Below are 20,671 nucleotides of genomic sequence, written 5' to 3'. Positions count from 1 at the left end.
AATACTTTATGAAAAATTTATTTTTTACAATTACTTTGTTGCTGAGTACAATTTTTTATTCGCAAGAAAACTTAACCTATCAAAAACCTCCAAAAGAAATTTTAAACCTTGTTGAAGCGCCTTTAGCTCCAATTATGAGAATGGATGATAAAGGTGAAAACTTTGTTTTTTTATACCGATCCAATTTTAAAACCATTGAAGAACTTTCAGAAACTGAAATGCGATTAGGTGGCTTACGTATAAATCCTGTTACAAATATTGGTAGCAGAGAACGCTATTATACTACCGTAAAAGTACGTGTTGGAAGAAAAAACAGTGAAGAAACACCTGCAGGGTTACCAAAAAACGGAAGGTTTTCAAACTTTTCCTGGTCGCCTAACCAAAAATTGATGGCGTTTACTAATACTATAGCAACTGGAGTTGAACTTTGGGTATTAGATATTGAAAATAAATCTGCAAAAAAAATTACTGAAGCCAATTTAAATGCCAATACAGGAAATCCGTTTTCTTGGTTTAAAGACAGTAATTCTTTATTGGTTAAAACTATTTCAAAAGATAAAAAACCGCTGATAGATACTAAAACTGCTGTACCTACAGGACCAACAGTTTCTGAAAGTGAAGAAGGTGTAAAGGCCCAAAATAGAACATATCAAGATTTACTTAAAAATCCTAGTGACGAACATAATTTTGAGCAATTAATGCTTTCGGAATTGTATCGCGTTTCTTTAAATGGTGAAAAAAATATTTGGAAGGAAAACGCTATGTACGACGATTTATATTTTTCTCCAGATGGAAATTATGTGATGGTTACAACTGTTGAAAAACCATTTTCATACTTAGTTCCCTATAATAGATTCCCTTCAAAAACTGTTATTTATAACACTAATGGAACACTTATAAAAACTGTTTTAGAAGTTCCTTTAATTGAAGATTTACCACAAGGTTTTATGGCTGTTAGAACCGGAAAAAGAAATATAAATTGGAGAAATGATAAACCATCAACTATTACTTGGTGCGAAGCTTTAGATGGTGGTGATCCTGAAAAAGTTGTTGAATTTAGAGATGAAGTTTTTGAACTAAACGCTCCTTTTAACGGCAATGGAACTTCAATTTTAAAAACTATTGGAAGATTTGCAGGTATTACCTGGGGAAATAATAATACTGCTGTGGCTTATGATCGTTGGTGGAATACAAGAAATACAAAAACATATATTTTTAACCCATCAAACAATAGCATAAAACCAATAATTATTTCTGACAGAAATTATCAAGACACATATAATGATCCAGGTAATTTTGTAACTAAAAGAAATGAATTTGGGCAAAACACCCTTTCTTTAGTTGAAGACAATGCTTATTTAATTGGAGATGGATTTAGCGAAAAAGGAAAATTTCCTTTTGTGGATGAACTAAACTTAAAATCGTTAAAAATTAAACGTTTATACCAATCTAATTTAACAACCCAAGTGGAAAGTATTAACGATGCTTTAGACATTCAAAAAGGTGAATTAGTGGTAAATATAGAATCTAAAAATGAATACCCTAACTATTACATTCGCAATATTAAAAAACGTATTGGATTAATACCATTAACTAAATTTGAAAACCCATACAAAAGCATTCAAAACGTTCATAAAGAAGTTATTAAATACAACCGAGAAGATGGATTAGAATTATCTGGAACATTGTATTTACCAACAAATTATGAAAAAGGAAAAAAATATCCAATGGTAATGTGGGCATATCCACGTGAATATAAAGATAAAAGTAGCGCCGGACAAAGCACTTCTAACTCCAACGAATTTACCTACCCAAGTTACGGATCTCCAATTTATTGGGTTACTAGAGGTTATGTAGTTTTAGATGATGCTTCCTTCCCAATTGTGGGCGAAGGAAATGAGCAACCTAATGATACTTTTATAAAACAATTAGTGGCAAATGCTAAAGCTGCTATTGATGCAGTAGATAATTTAGGGTATATAGATAGAACTAAAGTTGCTGTTGGTGGCCATTCTTATGGAGCATTTATGACGGCTAATTTATTATCACATTCTAATTTATTCGCTGCCGGAATTGCAAGAAGCGGCGCGTATAATCGTACTTTAACACCATTTGGTTTTCAAAGTGAAGAAAGAAATTATTGGGAAGCTCCTGAAATTTACTATCAAATGTCACCATTTATGAATTCTGAAAAAATGAAAACACCTTTATTATTAATTCATGGCGAGGCTGATAACAATTCTGGAACATATCCATTACAAAGTGAACGTTACTTTAATGCGTTAAAAGGTTTAGGAGCTCCTGTTCGCTTAGTTATGCTTCCTAAAGAAAGTCATGGTTACAGCGCTGAAGAATCTGTTTTACATATGCTTTGGGAACAAGATCAATGGCTAGAAACGTATGTGAAAAATAAAAAATAGAATTGATTATTTTGTGAAGGCTGTCTGAAAAGTATAATTTTAGATTTTCGTTAACCTGAACTTGATTCAGGTTCTCATCTTACTGATTATTATCATGATGAGATTCTGAATCAAGTTTAGAACGACGTTTATTTTTTACTTTTCAGACAGCTTTTTAATATACTTTCATTACTTCATTTAAAGGTTTCTTTTTACTTTAAAACTACCAGTTATAATACTTTTTCCACTTAGACATAATTATTGCCGAATCTTGGAAATTACTTCCAAATTCATTTAAAAAATCAACAATAAAAGGTTGATTTAAATTTGCTTTTTTTAGAGATTCTTTATTTTTAAAAACACTTTCAGGCTTTCCGGTATTTAAAATTTCACCATTATGCATAACAACTACATAATCTGCCCAAGTATATGCTCTATTTACATCGTGGGTAGAAACTAAAATAGTTTTACCTTTTTCATTTAATTTATCTAAATAATTAAAAATTAATTGTGCATACTTTGGATCTAAATTAGAAACAGGTTCATCGCAAACTAACACCTCTGGCTCCATTGCTAAAACAGCTGCTAAACACACGCGTTTTTTTTGACCAGAACTTAGTTGATACGGTGGTTTATTAGCAAACTCGTGCAAAAAAAACTCGCTAATAATTGCCTCAGTTTTTGTCCGTACCAATCCTACATCCTTATACAAATTTAAAAGTCCAAATGAAATTTCTTCATAAACCGTTGGCGCAATTAATTGATTGTCAGACTCAGGGAAAAGCAATCCTATTTTAGATCGCAACAATTTTAAGCCTTTTTTGTTATACGTGTAGTTTGTACCTTCATAATTCAAAAAACCGCTGGTAGGTTTCAATATGCCGTTCAACAAAAGCATTAAAGTCGATTTTCCTGCGCCGTTCCCTCCTATTAAGGCTATTTTTTTTCCTTTAGGTAATGACAGATTAATGGATTTTAAAGCTTCCATTCCGTTTGGGTAGGTAAAACTAACGTTATTTAATTGAATGCTACTATCCATTATATTCAAAAATTACAAAAATGAAGACCAATAAACCATTAAATATCAACATAGTAAACACATCTTTTCCTTTATTAACAATCCTAGGTCTCACAAAACAAAATTCATTACTTCCCAATCTAGAAGCCATTGCAATTTCAATTTGACTTGTTTGTTGCATTGCCTTTGTAAAAATTGCAGCAAACAAAAAACCATATGATTGAATTGCATTTTTACTAGTTGTTGAATACGCTAACCTACATTTTTGAGCAAGTAACATTGTTTTAAATGAACCCATTAGCAAAAAAATAAACTTATAGGTTAATACGAATAATTCAACAAATAACACTGGAATTTTTATTGCGCGCATTCCTGAAGCAATTTCAGAAATTGACTGGGTTAATATCCAAAAATAAACAATAGCTATAAGTGCATAACTTCTTGAAAATAGAACAATTACCTTAAAAAACATTTCTTCATTTAAATACACCATTTTAAAGAATGGAACTTTTAAATTAATTGAAAAAAGTAAGGTTATACATCCTAAAAAAATAAATGCACCCGGAATTAAGAGTAATTTAATAAGTTTAAAAATTGATGGTTTAACTATTAGTACCAAGCTAGTTATAAACAACAAAAACACTAGTAAGTGAAACATTGAATTAGTTGAAAAAATTACAAAAATAAAGGCTGGTAACACCCATAAAGTTCTTATTAAAACTGAGGATGTAGCCAATTTATGATTGTAATTAAATAATTCTACTAATTGCATTTAGTACGTTTTAATTTCGAATTTCTATTAATTAAATAAAACACAATTACACTTAAACCTAAAGTAGTTTGTACAGCAAAAAGAATTGTTTCAGCCATTGCTCCGCTTGGTTCCCAAAAACTAAACGCCCAAGGTTTATAATTTGGCGATATTTCTGAAATTATAGCTACAGCTTGATCATCAGTTCCTTCAAATTTTGAAACCACATTAGCCAAAACAAACTGTAAAGCAATTAATAAACCTGCCACTAAAAGGCTAATTATAATGAATGATTTTTTGTTTTTCATTTTAATAATGGATTTAATAGGGTAAGTTCATTTTTGCTATAATTCAACAGTAATTTAAAAACAAAAACTGTAAAAACGCCTTCAATTAGTGCTAACGGAACTTGAGTTATTGCAAAAACACTCATAAATTTTATTGCATTTTCCAATAAACTATTTGTTTCCGATTGAAATGCCAAAGCTAATTGCATTGAGGTTGTTACGTAAATTAAAAAATCCGAAACAACGGCTGCTAAAAAAACACATAACCATTGTGAAACTTTTAATTTAACTGCTAATTTATAAACCCAAACTGCGCTAAATGCACCAACCACTGCCATTGAAAATGCATTGGCTCCTAAGGTTGTAATTCCGCCGTGAGCAAGCAACAACGCTTGAAACAACAATACAATTAAACCGGCAACCGACATTGTTGAGGCTCCAAATAAAATAGCACCTAAGGCAATACCTGTTAAATGCGAACTGCTTCCGGCAACCGATGGAATTTTAAATGAAGACAATACAAAAACAAATGCACAAACTACTGCAAACAATAGTTTTGTTGAAGGAACTTTTTCAATTTGTCGCTTTAATTTCCGATAGCCATAAACTAAAAACGGAATAAATACCAATGTCCAAAAAAACGCCCACTCTTTAGGTAAAAACCCTTCTGCAATATGCATACTAAAAACTTGGAATGGGATTAAAACTAATACCCAAAATGTTTTTTTATTATTAATTATTTCTACTTTCATTTTTATTCTAATTCATTTTCTGCATTTAAAAATATATTTTGAAGCTGTTCAACAGTTTCTTTGGAAGGATTTTCCCACATTCCACGTTGAATGGCTTCTAACATTCTTTCAGACATATCTTTTAAAGCCCATTTATTATTTTGTTCAATAAACGCTTTGTTTTCTTCATCAAACAAATATGCTTCCGTAATTCCTTGATACATAAAGTCTTCAATTAAATTAGTGGTGGCATCATACGCAAATAAATAATCCATTGTTGCTGCCATTTCAAAAGCGCCTTTATAGCCGTGATCTCGCATTCCACGCATCCATTTAGGATTTACAACTCGCGAACGATATACTTTATGCAATTCTTCTTTTAACGTTTTAATTTTTGGATGATCGGGTCTTGAATGATCCCCAAAATACGTTGCTGGTTGTTCCCCTTTTATTTTATTTACTGCGGAAGTCATACCTCCTTGAAACTGGTAATAATCATCAGAATCTAACAAATCGTGTTCTCTATTATCCTGATTTTGAATAACAACTTCCACATTTTTCAATCGTTTTTCAAAAGATTCGTGCGCCGATTTTCCTTCGTTTTTATTTCCGAAGTATGCAAAACCACTCCAGTTAATATATACTTGCGCTAAATCATCTTGTGTTTCCCAGTTTTTACCATCAATTAAACCCTGTAAACCAGCGCCATAAGCTCCTGGTTTCGATCCAAAAACACGGTATAACGAGCGTTCTTCTGCTTGTTGTTCCGTCATTCCTTTGCTTAACCATTCCTCTTTTTCAGCATTGAAGCGTTTTTTAATAGGATTTTTTTCTTCTGGTTCATCTAACAATGCTATTTTTTCAATAGCAGCATTAAATAATGAAATTACGTCTGGAAAAGCATCTCTAAAAAATCCAGAAATACGCAATAAAACATCGACTCTCGGTCGTTTTAATTCCAATAATGAAATAATTTCAAAATCGGTTACTCTTCTATTTATTCCAGACCAAATTGGTCGAACACCTAACAACGCCAATGCTTGCGCAATATCATCTCCACCAGTTCTCATTGTTGAAGTTCCCCAAACTGAAATCCCTATTGATGTTGGATATTCTCCTTGATCTTGTACATACCTTTCTATAATATTTTTGGCGCTTTTTACCCCTAATTCATATGCGGATTGTGAAGGAATTGTTCTTGTATCTACGGAGTAAAAGTTTTTCCCTGTTGGTAAAATATCCAATCTACCACGTGTTGGAGCACCTGAACCACCTGGCGGAACATAACCACCATTCAACCCTTTTAAAAGATTTGTAATTTCATCTTTCGTACGGAAAACCTTAGTTAAAGTAGAACTTTCTATTACGTTAATAACATTCTGTATTTCAACACCTAATGATTTTTTATTTAATTCATTATTTAATAAATCATCAATATAATTCTTCGCCTTTAATTCTAAAACTTCAACGGCTTGCCCATACGTTCTGCATTGAATTGAACCCACATTTTGGTTGTAACTTAATTCAAAATTAACATTTATCGGATCAAAATCTAAGCCTAAATCTTTTGCAATGGCTTGTGTAATTCCTAAGGTATTGTTTGAAGGTAAACGATGCAAGGCTACCATTAAATCGGTTAATTTTTCACCTTCTGGATGTTTTCCAAAAATATGAAGTCCGCCTCTAATTTGCGCTTCTTTTAATTCACATAAATAACCATCAATTACTTCTAAAAGAACATCAATATCTTTACCATCATTGTTTAAATCTGATTTTAAATTGGTGTCATTTACCAAAACTTCAATCTTACTTTTAATCAAATTGGCTCTTTTAGGATCCAACAAAGCAGCTTCATAAAATTCATCAATCAACAATTCTAATTTCAACAAATCCCCGTAATTTTCAGCACGTGTCATTGGAGGAATCAAATGATCTAAAATAATAGCGTGCGTTCTTCTTTTTGCTTGAGTTCCTTCGCCAGGATCGTTAATTATAAACGGATAAAAGTGAGGAATTTCGCCTAAAATAGCACTCGGAAAACAACTTTCTTCACTTAAAGCAACACTTTTACCAGGCAACCACTCTAAGTTTCCGTGTTTTCCCATATGGATAATGGCATCGGCTTTAAAATATTGTTGCAACCAAACATAATAGGCCAAATACGCATAGGTTGGCGGTAAATCGGGTGAGTGATACGATGCTTGTAAATCAATATCATATCCTCTACTCGGCTGAATACTCACAAATACATTGCCTAAACAAACGCCTGGAATAATAAAACTACCATTGCTGTAATTCGGTGAATCTGTTGGATTTCCCCATTGTTTTTCAACCTTTTCACGAAGCGAAATAGCCAAATGATTATAATATGCAAAAAAGTCACTTGCTGAAATCGATAAATTCACTTTTGCTGAATGTAACGAATCTGGATCATTGGTTATGTTATCGGTTAATTGTGTAATTAATTCATCAACAGTATTTGGTATTTCAGTTCCTAAATTATAACCAACTTGCTGCAATTCGTGAATTAAATCTACCGTACTTTGTGGCGTATCCAATCCCACTCCATTTGCTAATCGACTATTTTTGTTCGGATAATTAGGAACAACAATTGCTATTTTTTTTTGGTTGTTTTCTTTACCATTCAAGGTAATCCAAGCTTTCGCTTGTTTTGCAACCCTAGTACAACCTTCATCAAAAGCAACATATTTTACCACTTCGGAATCTGTTAAGGTATCTTTTTCCAACGCTTCCTTAAATGAAATGGCTGTTGAAATAATTTTTCCGTCAACTTCAGGCAAGGCAATATTCATTGCAACATCCGTTGGCGGCAATCCAAAACTTCCTTCCGCCCACGTTTCTTTATTGCAACTTGCCATTATTCCCTGAATTACAGGAACATTAAACGTGTCAAACAAGCCATCTTCAGTAGTTTCATTAAACGACTGAATTGAAAACCCAGTCGTATTAATAATTACTTTTGGCGTGTTTAAATTATGTTCTTTTAATAATTCAAGAATACTATATTTTATATTTTTATCGCGATAAGATAAAGCCATTACCGTAATGGCTAACACTCCATTTTCCGCTAACTTTTCTGTCAATTTTAGAATTGGATCTAAATTATCCGCCAAATAATAGCTTCTATACCCAAAAATAATGACCAACGGCTGATTGGTTGGTTTAAAACTAGCTGTTAAAATACCTTCTTTAGGATGAAATAAAAACAACTCCGGCGTATTGATTTTATCTTTAATTTGAAAATCAACAGCCAAGGTTAATTTCATCATTTTCTTCAATCCTTCTTCCGTATTGTCCGGTCCTCCAGCCAATAAATACTTCCAAATACTATCTACGTCATTTAATGGAAGTGTTGATAATTGCATTAATTCCAAATCTGGCTTGTCATCACCGGGCATAAAAATTAACTGAATACCATTTTCTTCAGCATAATCAGCAATTGCTTCACATAAATAGGAAAAATACGCAGTTCCGCCCAATAATTTTAAAACAACCACTTTCGCTTTTGAAACGACTTCTTCAATATACGTATCAATGGTTAATTCCTGTTTAAAATAGGTGAGATTTGCCAATCTTAAACTCGGAATCGCATTGTTTTCAGCATATAACTTTTTATACACTTTATTTAAAATGTACAAATCGGTATCTGCTGCCGACAAAAACAGGATGTCTCCAGGTTTTTGCTGTACATAAAAAACACCTTCATCATTAGGGTTCCAGCCACCAGGTATGGTTGATATTAAATGCAAAATCTATTGGTTATATTCATTTTACAAAACAGTTTCTGTCATCGATTTCACATTTCGACCAATAACAACCAAACTTGTTTTTCTTGTTTCTCCTTCTTTCCAAGCTCTATCAAAATAGTAATCAAAACGTTCTCCTACACCTTGCAACACCATACGCATTGGCTTATTAGGGATGTTTACAAACCCTTTTATTCTGTAAATCTCTTCTTGCTGAACTCTTGTTTTCAATGCTTTAACCAATTCCTTTATATCCGCAGTTTCAGCATATTCAACCACAATAGTATTGATATCATCATCGTGCTCGTGGTCGTGATGATGATCGTGATGGTGTTCGTGAATGGAATGACGATTGTCTAAATCATCCTCGCTACTCGCTTCAATTCCCAACAACAATTCATTGTCTATTAATCCATTTTGAACAGGAATAATCTTCACATTTGGTCTAGCTTTTTTAATAATTAAGTCTTTAACTTCCGCTAATTTATCCGTTTCCAACAAATCGGTTTTGCTTACCAACACTAAATCTGCACACGATAATTGGTCTAAAAATAATTCTTCAATAGGCGTTTCGTGGTCTAAAGAATCATCTGCCAAACGTTGTTGTTGAACGCGTTCTCTGTCGCACAATTCACCCGTTATCATTCCCACAGCATCTACAACGGTAATCACCGCATCAATGGTAATATGTGGTTTTAAATCTGGCCAGTTTACAGCTCTCACCAATGGTTTTGGCATTGCCAAGCCTGATGTTTCAATAACAATATGGTCTATTTCGTGTTTACGTTCAATTAAATTGAGCATTGCTGGTAAAAATTCTTCTTGCACCGTACAGCAAATACAACCGTTTGCCAATTCAATTAAATTACATTCATCATCGCCACAACCCGCTTTAATCAATTCTCCATCAATACCTATTTCACCAAATTCATTTACCAAAACAGCAATTTTTTTACCGTTGGCATTTTTAATCATATTGTGTACTAACGTTGTTTTTCCTACTCCTAAAAAACCTGTTATTATTGTAATTGGAATTTTTTTCATTTCTCGCTATTTTTTTATGATTCAGTAGTTTTCTTTTTTCTTTTATATAGAAATAAATTCCATTTTTCTTCAGCTACACCTTGCTTGTCCATTTCTGCACGTGCCATTGTAAAAAACAAATCCGACAATCTATTGATATATGCCGCAATATAATCGTGTACACTTTCTGGATCTTCACGCATTAATGTTACCATTGTACGCTCTCCTCTTCTAATTTGTGTACGACAAACGTGACATAAAGCCGAAATTTCATTTCCTCCAGGTAATAAAAAATAATCTGATGAAGTGCTCATCGCGCCCTCTAATTCATCAATCCATTTTTCACAAAATTCTGCACCGTCTTCTGGTCTTGGATTTTCATTTACCTTTCTTGCATCTGATGGTCGTGCCAAATGCGACATCATATTCATTATATCCTTTTGAATTTTATGTAAATTCGGTTGCCATTCGTGCGTGTCACCTAATTTAACGCGTAACAATCCAATGGTTGAATTTGCTTCGTCAATAGTTCCAATACATTCTACTCTTGGAGAATCTTTAAATTGTCTGCTTCCGCCAAAAACGCCAGTTTGACCTTTATCTCCTTTACGTGTGTACACTTTCATCTCTTTTATTTTTTAATTAGTTAGTAATTTTAATAAATTTCTTAATAGTTTTTCTTGTCCTAAATAATAATGAACATAAGAAGCTATCACATTTTTATATTGAAACACCATCGTATCTACTTCACTTCCGCGAGCATTCAATACCGTTGCAATACTTGTTGATTTTTTATGTTCAATACTACTTGAATAATGAAATTCGTGACCTTTCAATTCGAAATTTTTAAATTGAATGGTTCTATACCCCAAATTGAGTTTCATTGCTTGCATTGACGTTGAAAAATCAAAAACACCCGCCATTTCATATTCATTTCCTTCTTTATCGACAATCGATTTTCCTAAATACATCATCCCGCCACATTCAGCAATAATCTTCCCTCCTGCATCTGCAAAATTCTTTATACTTTGAAGCATCGTTTTATTTTCAGAAAGCTGCTTCGTGTAAAATTCAGGATAACCGCCAGGCAAATACACCAAATCTACTTTAGGTAACTCCTTATCATTTAGCGGACTAAAAAAGGTGATTTTTCCTATTTGTTTTAAACATTCAATATTTTGAACATAACTAAAATTAAACCCTTCATCTTCTGCAACAGCAATGTTTATTTTTTTTGAAAGTATTGATGAAATAAATTCTTCGTGATTTTTTTGATCTAACAAGCAACATTCCAATAACGCATCAATAGCAACGGTTTCTTCCATAGCATTTGCTACTTTTTCAATAACAGCATCATAACCTTGCATTTCGTGAATAGACAAACCTAAATGTCTGGATGGAATTTCACAATCTGCAAGAAATGGAACGTGGCCCAACGCCGGAATTCCAACATCTTCACAAGCTTCCAATAAAAACTGATAATGACTTTTTGTATTTACTCTGTTAAATATGACTCCAGCAATATTCAACGCTGGATCGAAATTTTTAAAACCATACAATAACGGCGCAACAGAATAGGCAACAGATTTGGCGTCAACCACCAAAATAATGGGTAAATTCAACACTTTTGCAACTTCCGCCGTGCTACCTTCCGATTTTCTGGCACCATCAAACAAGCCCATAACACCTTCCACACAAACAGCGCCTTTATTTTTAGCATATTTAGCATACGTAGCTAAAATATCCTTGGTATCTGTCATATATAAATCCAGATTCAACCCGTTTTTTCCACAGGCAACTTTATGAAATTTAGGATCAATATAATCGGGTCCAACTTTAAATGGTTGTGTAGCAATACCTCTATTTTCTAAAGCACGAAGCAAGCCCAAAGTAATAGTCGTTTTACCTGAATTACTTGTTGGAGCTGCAATAATAAATTGAGGAATTTGTTTAGGCATTTTGCAGAATTAAGGGTTCGTAATTCGCTCTAATTTTTGTTGCAAACTTTTTTGCTAAATTCAATTTTACCAATCCTTTTTCAGCATCAACAACCGTTAATTGATGTACCGATTTACAGTAGGTCTGACAAGCAATTACGGCTTCATCAAAAGCATTTTCAGCATCCGTATTAAATTTACCATCTGTAATAATAATTAATTCGTAATTAATGTCTTTTGAATTGTTTGTCAACGCTTTAACCTTCTTAAAAGCAGGAATAATATTTGTTTTTCCGCCTGTTTTAATGTCTTGTAATTTTTCTAATAACTCATCAATATCTTTGGAAGCTTCTTGTACCAAATCGGCATCGCCATTGTATAATGAGATTAATGAGTATATCGGTTTTAAACCACTTTCGGTTTTCGCAAATTTCTCGACCAATCCTTTTGCGTACGCCACTACTTTCTCTTTTAACATAGATCCGCTCGAATCCAATAAAAAGATAAGGTGTGATTGTGATTTAGTTTGTTGAAATTTATGTTGAATTTCAAATTTATCAGTGGTCAAATATTGAGAAACTGTTTTTCTATTGTCAATATTTTTAAATGCTGAAGGGTTTTCAGTCAATTGATGTTGTTGCTGATAATTAGTGGAATTCGCACCATTTCTTGAACTTCCAGACATACCATTTGAAAGCTTTCTTTCATTGGCTGGAATGATGGATTGAAACGTGTGTTCTTGTTGCGAACTATTTGAAATATTTTCTTCTTTTTGCTCTTGCTGTTGTTGTTTTTGATCTTCCTGAGAATTGTCTTGTTCCTTAGAAAAATCGCCATTATTTGAACGATGATTCAATACAAAAGGAGCAATTTTTTGTAAATGAAATTCCTCAACTTTAGAATCATTTAAATAAGCGGCATAAGCCCTGGCTGTTTTCAACAATAAAATATCAGCTCTATGTCCTTCCACTTCATTTAACAAGGCTAAATTTGCAGCTACTTCATATAAATTTGTATCGATTTGAATCGATTTAAGTTTTTTATGAGCATTTTTAATTTGCGACACTAAATGTTGTTGCTTTTCAGCATAAGCAGCCACAAACTCTTCTGCATCATCATCAAAATGTAACCTATTTGAAATAATTTGAGTCCTTTCTTCCAAAGAAACAGCCGTTTTTATAACAACACTAAGTCCAAATCGATCTTTTAACTGCGGACGTAAATCGCCTTCTTCTGGATTCATTGAACCAATTAAACAAAAACGACTTTCAATTTTTTTTGAAATGCCTTCTCTCTCCAAATGGTAAAATCCTGTGGCAGATGCATCCAATAAAACATCCATTAAATAATCATTCAACAGGTTTATTTCATCAATATACAAACATCCTTTATTCGCTTTTGCCAGTAAGCCTAATTGCAAATGCTCTCTCTTTTCATTGATTAACTTTTCCAAATTTACGTGTCCTAAAACCCGATCTTCAGAAACGCCAATAGGTAAATTCACAAAAGGAAATGTGTCTTCTGCGTCAATTAATTCGGCTAACGAACGAATTAAAGTGGTTTTACCCGTTCCTTTATCTCCAATAGCTAAAACACCACCCAACAAAGGATCAATTACGTTCAACACCAAGGCTAGTTTAAAATCTTCCTGACCAACAATTGCAGAAAATGGAAATGTGTTTTTTACTGTTTTCATAGTGCCATAACTGTATTATAAATCCAATACGATCCTATTAATATGGAAGCCAAACCGGCAACTCCATTCATCCATTTAAAAATGGATAAGTTTTTTTCAATAAAACGACTCATTACCGCAATGAGCGAATAACTGTAAACTCCCATTGCAATTATAATCCCCACACATTCAACCAATAAAACTATTACAGCATCGGCAATTGTTGCTGCACTAATTACCAATGCAGACGTTAATGCGCCTCCAGTTCCAGCCAATCCGTGTAACATACCCACCCAAAACGATTTGTTCATTGGGTTCATAGCTATTTCTTCACCTGCTTTACCGTGTAAATGAATGGCATTTGATTCTAAATGATCGTGTTCCTCAATTTCTTTATGCTTTTGAATCATTTCTTTAATTCTATGATTTCTTCTAATAGCGGTAACGCCTAACCAAATCATAATTGGCCCCACAGAAACTTCTGCCCAAAAAGATATATTATGAATAAAAAGTCCTAGCGATGATCTAAATATCAAGGCTACAATACCAAAAAGCAACAACGTCAACGAATGACCCAAAGCCCATTGCGAGGCTTTTATCACCATTTTAAAAGATGTTTTTTCCTTTTTTATGGCATTTTCAGTAGCTAATACTGAAATAGCCGTAACGTGATCAGGTTCAAAGGAATGTAAAACTCCCGCCATTAAAGGTCTGACTAAACTAACTATACTCATATTTTTTTATATTTAATAAACTCACCATTCATACCAATCAAGTACACATCTAGCGTTACGTTATTAATAATTTCTTTACTTTGGAAATAACACGCTTCCAATAACTTTTGATAAAAAATTTCATCATTATTGAATGGAAATATCTCTGTTAATCTTCCAGCCATATTTAGCGCTAAAATTTTATCGCTTATTGTTGCATCATATCCGCACGCTTCAGCAAGATTGACCACAAATTCTTTATTCCAACTTGAAACACAACTGTGTGTATCTGTTCTTCCGTACGCCAATTTTACCGCTTTGCCCAACATAATTCCAATGGATGCCTTTTCAATTTTTGAAGTGCTTATTTTTTGAAGTGTTTCTCCAATCCAGTTTCCAAAATGTATAAAAGATTGCTCGGTTAAATTTGGAAATAATTGCCGTAAATACTTCTCACTTCTCGCTCCCGAATTAATAACCACTTCATTAATTCCATTCGCCAGAGCAACATCAATTCCTTGTTCAATACTCGCTATGTAAGACGATGAAGAATAAGGTTTTACAATTCCTGATGTCCCTAAAATAGATAAGCCATTTAAAATTCCAACGCGTTCATTTAACGTCCGTTTTGCCAAAGCTTTTCCATTGGTTACAAAAATTGAAATCACCAATCCACATTCTAATTGAAAGTCGTGTAACAACTTTTGAACAGCGCTTGTCATCATTTTTCTTGGAACAGGATTAATTGCCGGTTCTCCCACTGCCAATTGTAAACCTGGCAATGTAACTGTACCAACACCTTCTCCACCAACAAACTTAATTTCTCTACTTTTAGTCAATTGAATTTCACAGCCAACTTCAGCGCCATTTGTAACGTCAGGATCATCTCCTGCATCTTTTATAACACTGCATTTTGCCCAATCAGTTGTAAATTCATTGGTATGAATTTCAATTTCCAATATTTTATCAATAGGCAAATGAACTTTGACTTTCGACTGTTTTTTTTGTTCAATAATAGATACCAACGCTGCTTTAACAGCTGCCGTAGCAGAAGTTCCGGTTGTAAAACCATCTCTTAAAGGTCCGTCTGGTACTTTTACTAAACCCATTTTATTGTACTGTAATTTTTAAAATTTCTATTAAATCCAATTTGCTTTTTACCAATTGAAAAGAGGTTGGTAATGCTGGTTTTTTTATAATAATAATTGGAATATTACACTGTTTTGCTGCTTCCATCTTCACAGACAATGCGCCGCTATTTCCGCTTTCCTTGGTAATAACCACTTCTATCTTTTTTTGTTGAAAAAGTGCAACTTCAGCTTCAATGGTTGTATTTGGATAACCCAAAATCAATTGACTTTCAGGGAAATTACTTTGTAAAGCAATGTCTTTTGAAGATTCTCTGTCTAAAATTCTGAAATAACTCAAGTTGTTCTTCCAAAAACTTTCAAACTTCTCAATTGTTTGAACTCCTGTTAATCCCAACAACGTTTTTCCTGTAAATTTTTCATTCAATAAATCCAATGCTTCAGCGTAATTATGTACATAATAAATCATTGTATTTTGAATTCGCTCAGGATATGCTCTTTGCAATCGATACACAGGTATTTTGCATTTTTCAGCAACTACAGCAACTGTTTTATGTAATTCTTCCGCAAAAGGATGTGATGCGTGAACAATGCTTGTAATATTTTTTTTTGAAATAAATTGAGTTAAACCTTCAACAGAAAAAGCCCCAAAACGAGACTGTCCACAAGGGCCTAATGCAACATCTATAGCTGTTTTAGAGGAATAGATATACGGCAATTGAAGTGCTTCTAACACTTCAATTGCTTGTTTACCTTCTGTTGTTCCTCCAAAAACGAGTATCATTTTTTTATTATTTCAGTTAAAAATTATTCGCTTAAAACAAATTTTTTGTTTGTTCTAAAAATGTGTTTCCACTCGGGACTGTATAATTGCGATCTGTTTTTTCGTGCTCCAATAGCTTCACCTACAATAATTAAAACAGTTCTTGATTTTTTACTATCCTTTACAATTTGTGCTAAATTCTCCAATTTTCCTTGGTAAATTTCTTCGTCTTTCCAAGTCAATCTGTACATTACGGCAACTGGTGTTGTAGGACCATAATGCTCTAATAATTGATTTTGAACTTTTTCAGCAATTCCAACACTTAAAAACAAGCACATAGTTGCTTTGTGTTTTGCCATTTCAACTAATTTTTCAGTTTCTGGCAATGGTGTTTTACCTTCACCTCTTGTTAAAATAATTGATTGCACTACTTCTGGAATGGTAAATTCCGATTTTAATGCTGCCGCAGCTGCGCTAAATGAAGAGATTCCAGGAACAATAAAATAATCCATTCCTAACTCATCAAAAATGGTCATTTGCTCTTGAATAGCCCCATAAATAGATGGATCACCACATTGTAAACGAACAATAGAGTTTCCCTTTATGTAATGCTCTTGCATTAAAGCAACTTGCTCTTCTAAAGTCATAGTTGCTGAATTACGAACCACAGCGCCTTTTTTACACCAATTGGTCATTTCTTCTGGAATTAAACTCCCCGCGTACAACACACAATCCGCTTTTTCTAAATATCCTTTTCCTTTTACAGTAATCAGTTCTTCATCACCAGGTCCAGCACCTATAATGGCTATTTGAGCTTTGCGTTCCACCTTAGATTTTAAGGCTACTGCAAAAGTGAATTTTTCGTTATTATCAAGAATAATTTTTTGTTTTTCAACCAATAATTTATTGGTTTTTGCTAGTAACATCGCTGTAGATTCTGAAACTCCGTCAACACCAATTTTTTCTTGTACCATTACACTAGGGTTTGGCACTTTTACGGTATCAATTTCTTCAGAAGTAAACGTTTTAAAAGGAATATTATGCTGTTTACTCCATTGTAAATAAGCGCTTTGTTGTCCTTTTATATCAATAGATCCTAAATTTTCTATGGCAGAAAATAACAATCCTGTAGCTTCAAACTCTTCTTTGAAATTTTCAGAAAAAATATTTTCATCCAAACTTTTTGAACAACCAGAACCCACAGATAACACTTTAGGAACAAAATACACTACAGGAATTGTAGTTGTAATTGTTTTATAGGTTACAGCTATTACTAATTCGAATTGCGAAAAATCAATATCGCTTTCATCATAAAAAACAGTCACAAAATCGGGCAAAGTTTTCTCTAAAAACTCGGTTCCTGCATCTTTTATGTCTAACAATAAAGCCGTTGGCTTGTTGTTTACAAATAATGCCATTAGTTCATTTAATGTTGAAGTACTTTCCGTTTTCCAATTAAATTGTTTTCCGATAGTATCTAATGCCCAAATTGATTGCACATCACTTGATGTTGAAATAATTGGGTTTCCGCCTAACAATTGTGCTACTTTAATTGCAAAATCGTTCGCACCACCCGTATGACCACTAATTACAGACTGCACATTTAATCCCAATTCATCCGCACAAATTACGGCTGCATCCTTGTATTTATCATTTAAAAATGGCGCAATAGTTCTAACACAAATTCCCAAGGCGCTGATAAAACAAATTCCATCGATTTTCGAGAAATTGTCAGCTAAATAATCGGAAATTGAAGAAACCACTGATACGTTTTCATTATCAGATGTACGCGTTGTAATGATTAATGATTTTGGAAATTGTTTTTGTAAAACTAAGGCTTGTTCAATCCCTTTATCCGTAATTGCTATAATGCTTATTTTTTTCATTTTATTTTAGTTTTTCACTGCTGCGTGAATTAAAATTTTATTATGTTCATTTACTTGAATACAGGTACTATTTAGCGAATAATCAAGTTTTGTTAATTCATTTATAAAAATTGAGCTTGTTAATTCTTTTACTGCATTAATAACAAATTTTACTGAAGGATTTATCTGGTAGACTTTGTGAATCATTTCTTTTAACCTATTTCCGTGACCACCAATAAAGACAACATCAGGTGTTGGGAAATTTGACAAGTTTAAATTGAAAAAATCATCAATAACAACTTTAATTCCAGGGGTTGAAAATTGCTCTTTATTTTTTTGAATAATCTCTGCACATTCAGCTCTTTTTTCAAAAGCAATAATTACGGTACGTGGAAAATGTTTTTTTGCTTCTATAGATACAGATCCTGTGCAAGCACCTATATCCCAAAAAACAGCATTAGTATCCAATTGCAAAGCACTTAAAGTACTTAGCCTTACAGGCATTTTAGTTATCATATTTGCTCTATTTGGAAGTGAAACAAACTCGGAATCTGGTAATCCAAAAGAACTATTTTTAGAAAATTTTCGTACTAAAAGCACACTGTTTAAATTTTGAAACTTTAAAAGTTTACACACTTTTAAACTATAAGTATTTATTTTCTCAAAATCTCCATCTAACTCTTCGCCTACGGTAATTTCATAATTTTCAAAACCATATTGTAGTAAACGCGCTGCAATAACCGCTGGCGTTTTTTTAGTATCAGTTAATACTCCAATTAATGCTTCATTTTTTATTAGAGCCTCGTCTAAAGCAGTCCAATCTCTGCCGTGTACAGAAACCGAACGTAATAAATTATAGTTGGTTGCTGTTTTCTGACATAACCGTTGAATGCTGTTAAAATAAGGAAACGCTTTAATTTCTGCCTCTGGAATATACTTTTTTAAGGTGTTTCCAAAACCAAAAAAAAATGGATCTCCTGAAACAAAAATTAGTATTGGCTTTGTATTTTCGCTATACTTTAATAGTACGTGATCCATTCTACCAGATATTTCAATCCACGTATGATTTTTTGGTAAAATTGATTTCACCAACTCATAATGTCTTTTTCCGCCAGAAAAAATCTTTGTATTTTTTATCAATAACAAAACCTCATTATCAACAACTGGTTTGGAATGATTTCCAATACCAACCAAATAAAATTCTAAATCTTGTTTTTTACTCATTCTTTTTAGTGATTATAAATTACCACTATGCGTATAGTTGTGTTAATTTTTTATACTTTAAAATACATTGAAGCTTCTTCTAATGTATATGCAGCATTAACCAGCGCTGCCGCCACATTGCTTCCGCCTCTGTTTCCTTCAATAAGTACCCAATCTGTATTTTTAGCTTGCGACAATTGTTCTTTAGATTCAATTACATTTACAAAACCAACTGGAGCACCAATTACACAAGCTGGTTTAAAACCGCTATTGTTTCTAAGTTCATCGGTAATTTCCATTAAAGCTGTAGGCGCGTTTCCAACTACATAAAGTGCATTTGGATGTAATTTAATTGCTTTTCTAATCCCTGCCTGCGAACGTGTAATATTTTCTTTAACTGCCAATTCTTTTGTGTCTTCATCATTTAAATAACAATGAATTTTAGTGCCAAATTGCTCACTAAAAGCCTTGGTAATACCAGCTTTTACCATAGTTACATCGGTAATAATTTCGCCTCCGTTTTTAAGGAAATTATGTACGTTTGAAATTGAATTTTCTGTAGCTTTATAAAACTTGTGGTCGTCTAAAACACCTGTGGTGTGAATTACGCGTGTAATTGCCCACTTATCGTTATTAGAATAATTTAAATCTTTAATATGATTTGTAACAATTCTAAAACTTTCTTGTTGAATTTCTTTTCCTGTATGCGGTTTTCTGTTTAAATAACCACGAGGCGTTACCAAGTAGTTTTTAAATTGAAATGTTTGCGAATTTCCAATCATAACCAAACTAAACATATCAACATCTTCAGGATTAAATTCGCCCAAGGTTGTAATTTTAATAGATTCTTCAGGACGCGTAACTTGTTTAACAATGGCAACTGGTGTTGAAGCACTTCTTTCTTCTAAAAATATTTTTTGAAGTCTACCTAATTGCCAATGCCTTTTAATACTTTTTGGATTGTATAAACTGGTTACAAAATCACCCATTGCAGCGGCTCTAATTCTTTTTTCAATAACATTCCAAGGGGTCATTAAATCGGACAATGAAATACAACAGAAATCGTGACCAAGTGGCGCTCCTAATTTACTTCCTGAAGCTAAAAATGCTGAAATACCAGGCAATGTTTCCAATTCAAGATTTTTAATATCTTGTTTTGCAACCATTTCGTAAACAATGGCTGCCATTGAGTAAATACTGGCATCGCCCGATCCAATTACAACAACATATTTGTCTTCTTTTGCTTTTTCAATTGCTTTTTCTGCACGTGCTTCTTCCATTCCTAAAGGCATTGAAATTAGCTCTGCATTTTCCTTAAAAAACTCCTTTCCAAATTGAAAATAGTAATCGTACCCAATAACAACATCGGCTAAGGCTAATGCGTTTTTTACCAAAGGCAACATATAATTTTTATCTCCTGGTCCAAGACCTGCTACAGTAATTTTCATTTT

General features: G+C 33.1%; 16 protein-coding genes. 1 reads left to right on the top strand and 15 read right to left on the bottom strand.

Going from position 1 to position 20,671, the window contains the following annotated elements; translation table 11 throughout:
* Positions 1-8 precede the first annotated feature (8 nt).
* Positions 9-2,420 (top strand): prolyl oligopeptidase family serine peptidase, encoded by a 2,412-nt coding sequence (locus ABY298_RS04030; RefSeq protein ID WP_372744718.1) that lies wholly within the window; start codon positions 9-11, stop codon positions 2,418-2,420.
* A gap of 202 nt (positions 2,421-2,622) precedes the next feature.
* On the opposite strand, the gene ABY298_RS04025 is transcribed toward ABY298_RS04030, so the two are convergent.
* From ABY298_RS04025 to cobJ, 15 genes are all read right to left on the bottom strand, one after another.
* A complete protein-coding gene (locus ABY298_RS04025) occupies positions 2,623-3,438 on the bottom strand; it encodes an energy-coupling factor ABC transporter ATP-binding protein (protein WP_372744717.1) in 816 nt (271 codons plus the stop codon).
* Positions 3,431-4,189, bottom strand: coding sequence for an energy-coupling factor transporter transmembrane protein EcfT (locus ABY298_RS04020; RefSeq protein ID WP_372744716.1), 759 nt, complete (start codon positions 4,187-4,189; stop codon positions 3,431-3,433). The genes ABY298_RS04025 and ABY298_RS04020 overlap by 8 nt, the downstream gene beginning before the upstream one ends.
* Positions 4,180-4,476 carry an energy-coupling factor ABC transporter substrate-binding protein gene (locus tag ABY298_RS04015; RefSeq protein ID WP_372744715.1) on the bottom strand — a complete coding sequence of 99 codons (297 nt, stop codon included), beginning with the start codon at positions 4,474-4,476 and terminating at the stop codon, positions 4,180-4,182. The genes ABY298_RS04020 and ABY298_RS04015 overlap by 10 nt, the downstream gene beginning before the upstream one ends.
* The gene (locus ABY298_RS04010) at positions 4,473-5,207 is read right to left on the bottom strand and encodes an energy-coupling factor ABC transporter permease (RefSeq protein ID WP_372744714.1); all 735 of its coding nucleotides are present in this window, start codon (positions 5,205-5,207) and stop codon (positions 4,473-4,475) included. Before ABY298_RS04010 ends, ABY298_RS04015 begins: the two co-directional genes overlap by 4 nt.
* A gap of 2 nt (positions 5,208-5,209) precedes the next feature.
* Positions 5,210-8,956 carry a cobaltochelatase subunit CobN gene (gene cobN, locus ABY298_RS04005; RefSeq protein ID WP_372744713.1) on the bottom strand — a complete coding sequence of 1,249 codons (3,747 nt, stop codon included), beginning with the start codon at positions 8,954-8,956 and terminating at the stop codon, positions 5,210-5,212.
* A 21-nt stretch (positions 8,957-8,977) separates the two neighbouring features.
* Positions 8,978-9,997, bottom strand: coding sequence for a cobalamin biosynthesis protein CobW (gene cobW / locus ABY298_RS04000; protein WP_372744712.1), 1,020 nt, complete (start codon positions 9,995-9,997; stop codon positions 8,978-8,980).
* Positions 9,998-10,011: 14 nt separating this feature from the next.
* Positions 10,012-10,602 (bottom strand): cob(I)yrinic acid a,c-diamide adenosyltransferase, encoded by a 591-nt coding sequence (locus ABY298_RS03995; protein WP_372744711.1) that lies wholly within the window; start codon positions 10,600-10,602, stop codon positions 10,012-10,014.
* A 12-nt stretch (positions 10,603-10,614) separates the two neighbouring features.
* Complete coding sequence (locus tag ABY298_RS03990; RefSeq protein ID WP_372744710.1) at positions 10,615-11,934, bottom strand: cobyrinate a,c-diamide synthase; 1,320 nt, start codon at positions 11,932-11,934, stop codon at positions 10,615-10,617.
* Positions 11,927-13,609, bottom strand: a complete 1,683-nt coding sequence (locus ABY298_RS03985) for an AAA family ATPase (RefSeq protein WP_372744709.1) — start codon at positions 13,607-13,609, stop codon at positions 11,927-11,929. Before ABY298_RS03985 ends, ABY298_RS03990 begins: the two co-directional genes overlap by 8 nt.
* Entirely contained in the window at positions 13,606-14,322 is a 717-nt protein-coding gene (locus ABY298_RS03980) for a cytochrome c biogenesis protein CcdA (RefSeq protein WP_372744708.1), read from the bottom strand. The genes ABY298_RS03985 and ABY298_RS03980 overlap by 4 nt, the downstream gene beginning before the upstream one ends.
* Positions 14,319-15,410, bottom strand: coding sequence for a cobalt-precorrin-5B (C(1))-methyltransferase CbiD (gene cbiD, locus ABY298_RS03975; protein ID WP_372744707.1), 1,092 nt, complete (start codon positions 15,408-15,410; stop codon positions 14,319-14,321). Before cbiD ends, ABY298_RS03980 begins: the two co-directional genes overlap by 4 nt.
* Position 15,411: 1 nt before the next feature.
* Positions 15,412-16,173 carry a precorrin-6A reductase gene (gene cobK, locus ABY298_RS03970; protein WP_372744706.1) on the bottom strand — a complete coding sequence of 254 codons (762 nt, stop codon included), beginning with the start codon at positions 16,171-16,173 and terminating at the stop codon, positions 15,412-15,414.
* Between the two features lie 23 nt (positions 16,174-16,196).
* The gene (gene cobM, locus ABY298_RS03965; RefSeq protein WP_372744705.1) at positions 16,197-18,038 is read right to left on the bottom strand and encodes a precorrin-4 C(11)-methyltransferase; all 1,842 of its coding nucleotides are present in this window, start codon (positions 18,036-18,038) and stop codon (positions 16,197-16,199) included.
* Positions 18,039-18,044: 6 nt separating this feature from the next.
* On the bottom strand, positions 18,045-19,241 hold the full coding sequence (gene cbiE / locus ABY298_RS03960) for a precorrin-6y C5,15-methyltransferase (decarboxylating) subunit CbiE (protein WP_372744704.1): 1,197 nt from the start codon (positions 19,239-19,241) through the stop codon (positions 18,045-18,047).
* 50 nt (positions 19,242-19,291) lie between these two features.
* Positions 19,292-20,671, bottom strand: a 1,380-nt coding sequence (cobJ, locus tag ABY298_RS03955) for a precorrin-3B C(17)-methyltransferase (protein WP_372744703.1), incomplete at its 5' end; no start/stop codon positions are given.

This window comes from Lutibacter sp., assembly GCF_041596795.1.
Classification (GTDB): Bacteria; Bacteroidota; Bacteroidia; order Flavobacteriales; family Flavobacteriaceae; genus Lutibacter.
This window is presented reverse-complemented; position numbering and strand designations above follow the sequence as displayed.

Coding starts and splice junctions, on each gene's coding strand:
- ABY298_RS04030 (WP_372744718.1), top strand. CDS start 9: ATGAAAAATTTATTTTTTACAATTACTTTGTTGCTGAGTACAATTTTT.
- ABY298_RS04025 (WP_372744717.1), bottom strand. CDS start 3,438: ATGGATAGTAGCATTCAATTAAATAACGTTAGTTTTACCTACCCAAAC.
- ABY298_RS04020 (WP_372744716.1), bottom strand. CDS start 4,189: ATGCAATTAGTAGAATTATTTAATTACAATCATAAATTGGCTACATCC.
- ABY298_RS04015 (WP_372744715.1), bottom strand. CDS start 4,476: ATGAAAAACAAAAAATCATTCATTATAATTAGCCTTTTAGTGGCAGGT.
- ABY298_RS04010 (WP_372744714.1), bottom strand. CDS start 5,207: ATGAAAGTAGAAATAATTAATAATAAAAAAACATTTTGGGTATTAGTT.
- cobW (WP_372744712.1), bottom strand. CDS start 9,997: ATGAAAAAAATTCCAATTACAATAATAACAGGTTTTTTAGGAGTAGGA.
- ABY298_RS03995 (WP_372744711.1), bottom strand. CDS start 10,602: ATGAAAGTGTACACACGTAAAGGAGATAAAGGTCAAACTGGCGTTTTT.
- ABY298_RS03990 (WP_372744710.1), bottom strand. CDS start 11,934: ATGCCTAAACAAATTCCTCAATTTATTATTGCAGCTCCAACAAGTAAT.
- ABY298_RS03985 (WP_372744709.1), bottom strand. CDS start 13,609: ATGAAAACAGTAAAAAACACATTTCCATTTTCTGCAATTGTTGGTCAG.
- ABY298_RS03980 (WP_372744708.1), bottom strand. CDS start 14,322: ATGAGTATAGTTAGTTTAGTCAGACCTTTAATGGCGGGAGTTTTACAT.
- cbiD (WP_372744707.1), bottom strand. CDS start 15,410: ATGGGTTTAGTAAAAGTACCAGACGGACCTTTAAGAGATGGTTTTACA.
- cobK (WP_372744706.1), bottom strand. CDS start 16,173: ATGATACTCGTTTTTGGAGGAACAACAGAAGGTAAACAAGCAATTGAA.
- cobM (WP_372744705.1), bottom strand. CDS start 18,038: ATGAAAAAAATAAGCATTATAGCAATTACGGATAAAGGGATTGAACAA.
- cbiE (WP_372744704.1), bottom strand. CDS start 19,241: ATGAGTAAAAAACAAGATTTAGAATTTTATTTGGTTGGTATTGGAAAT.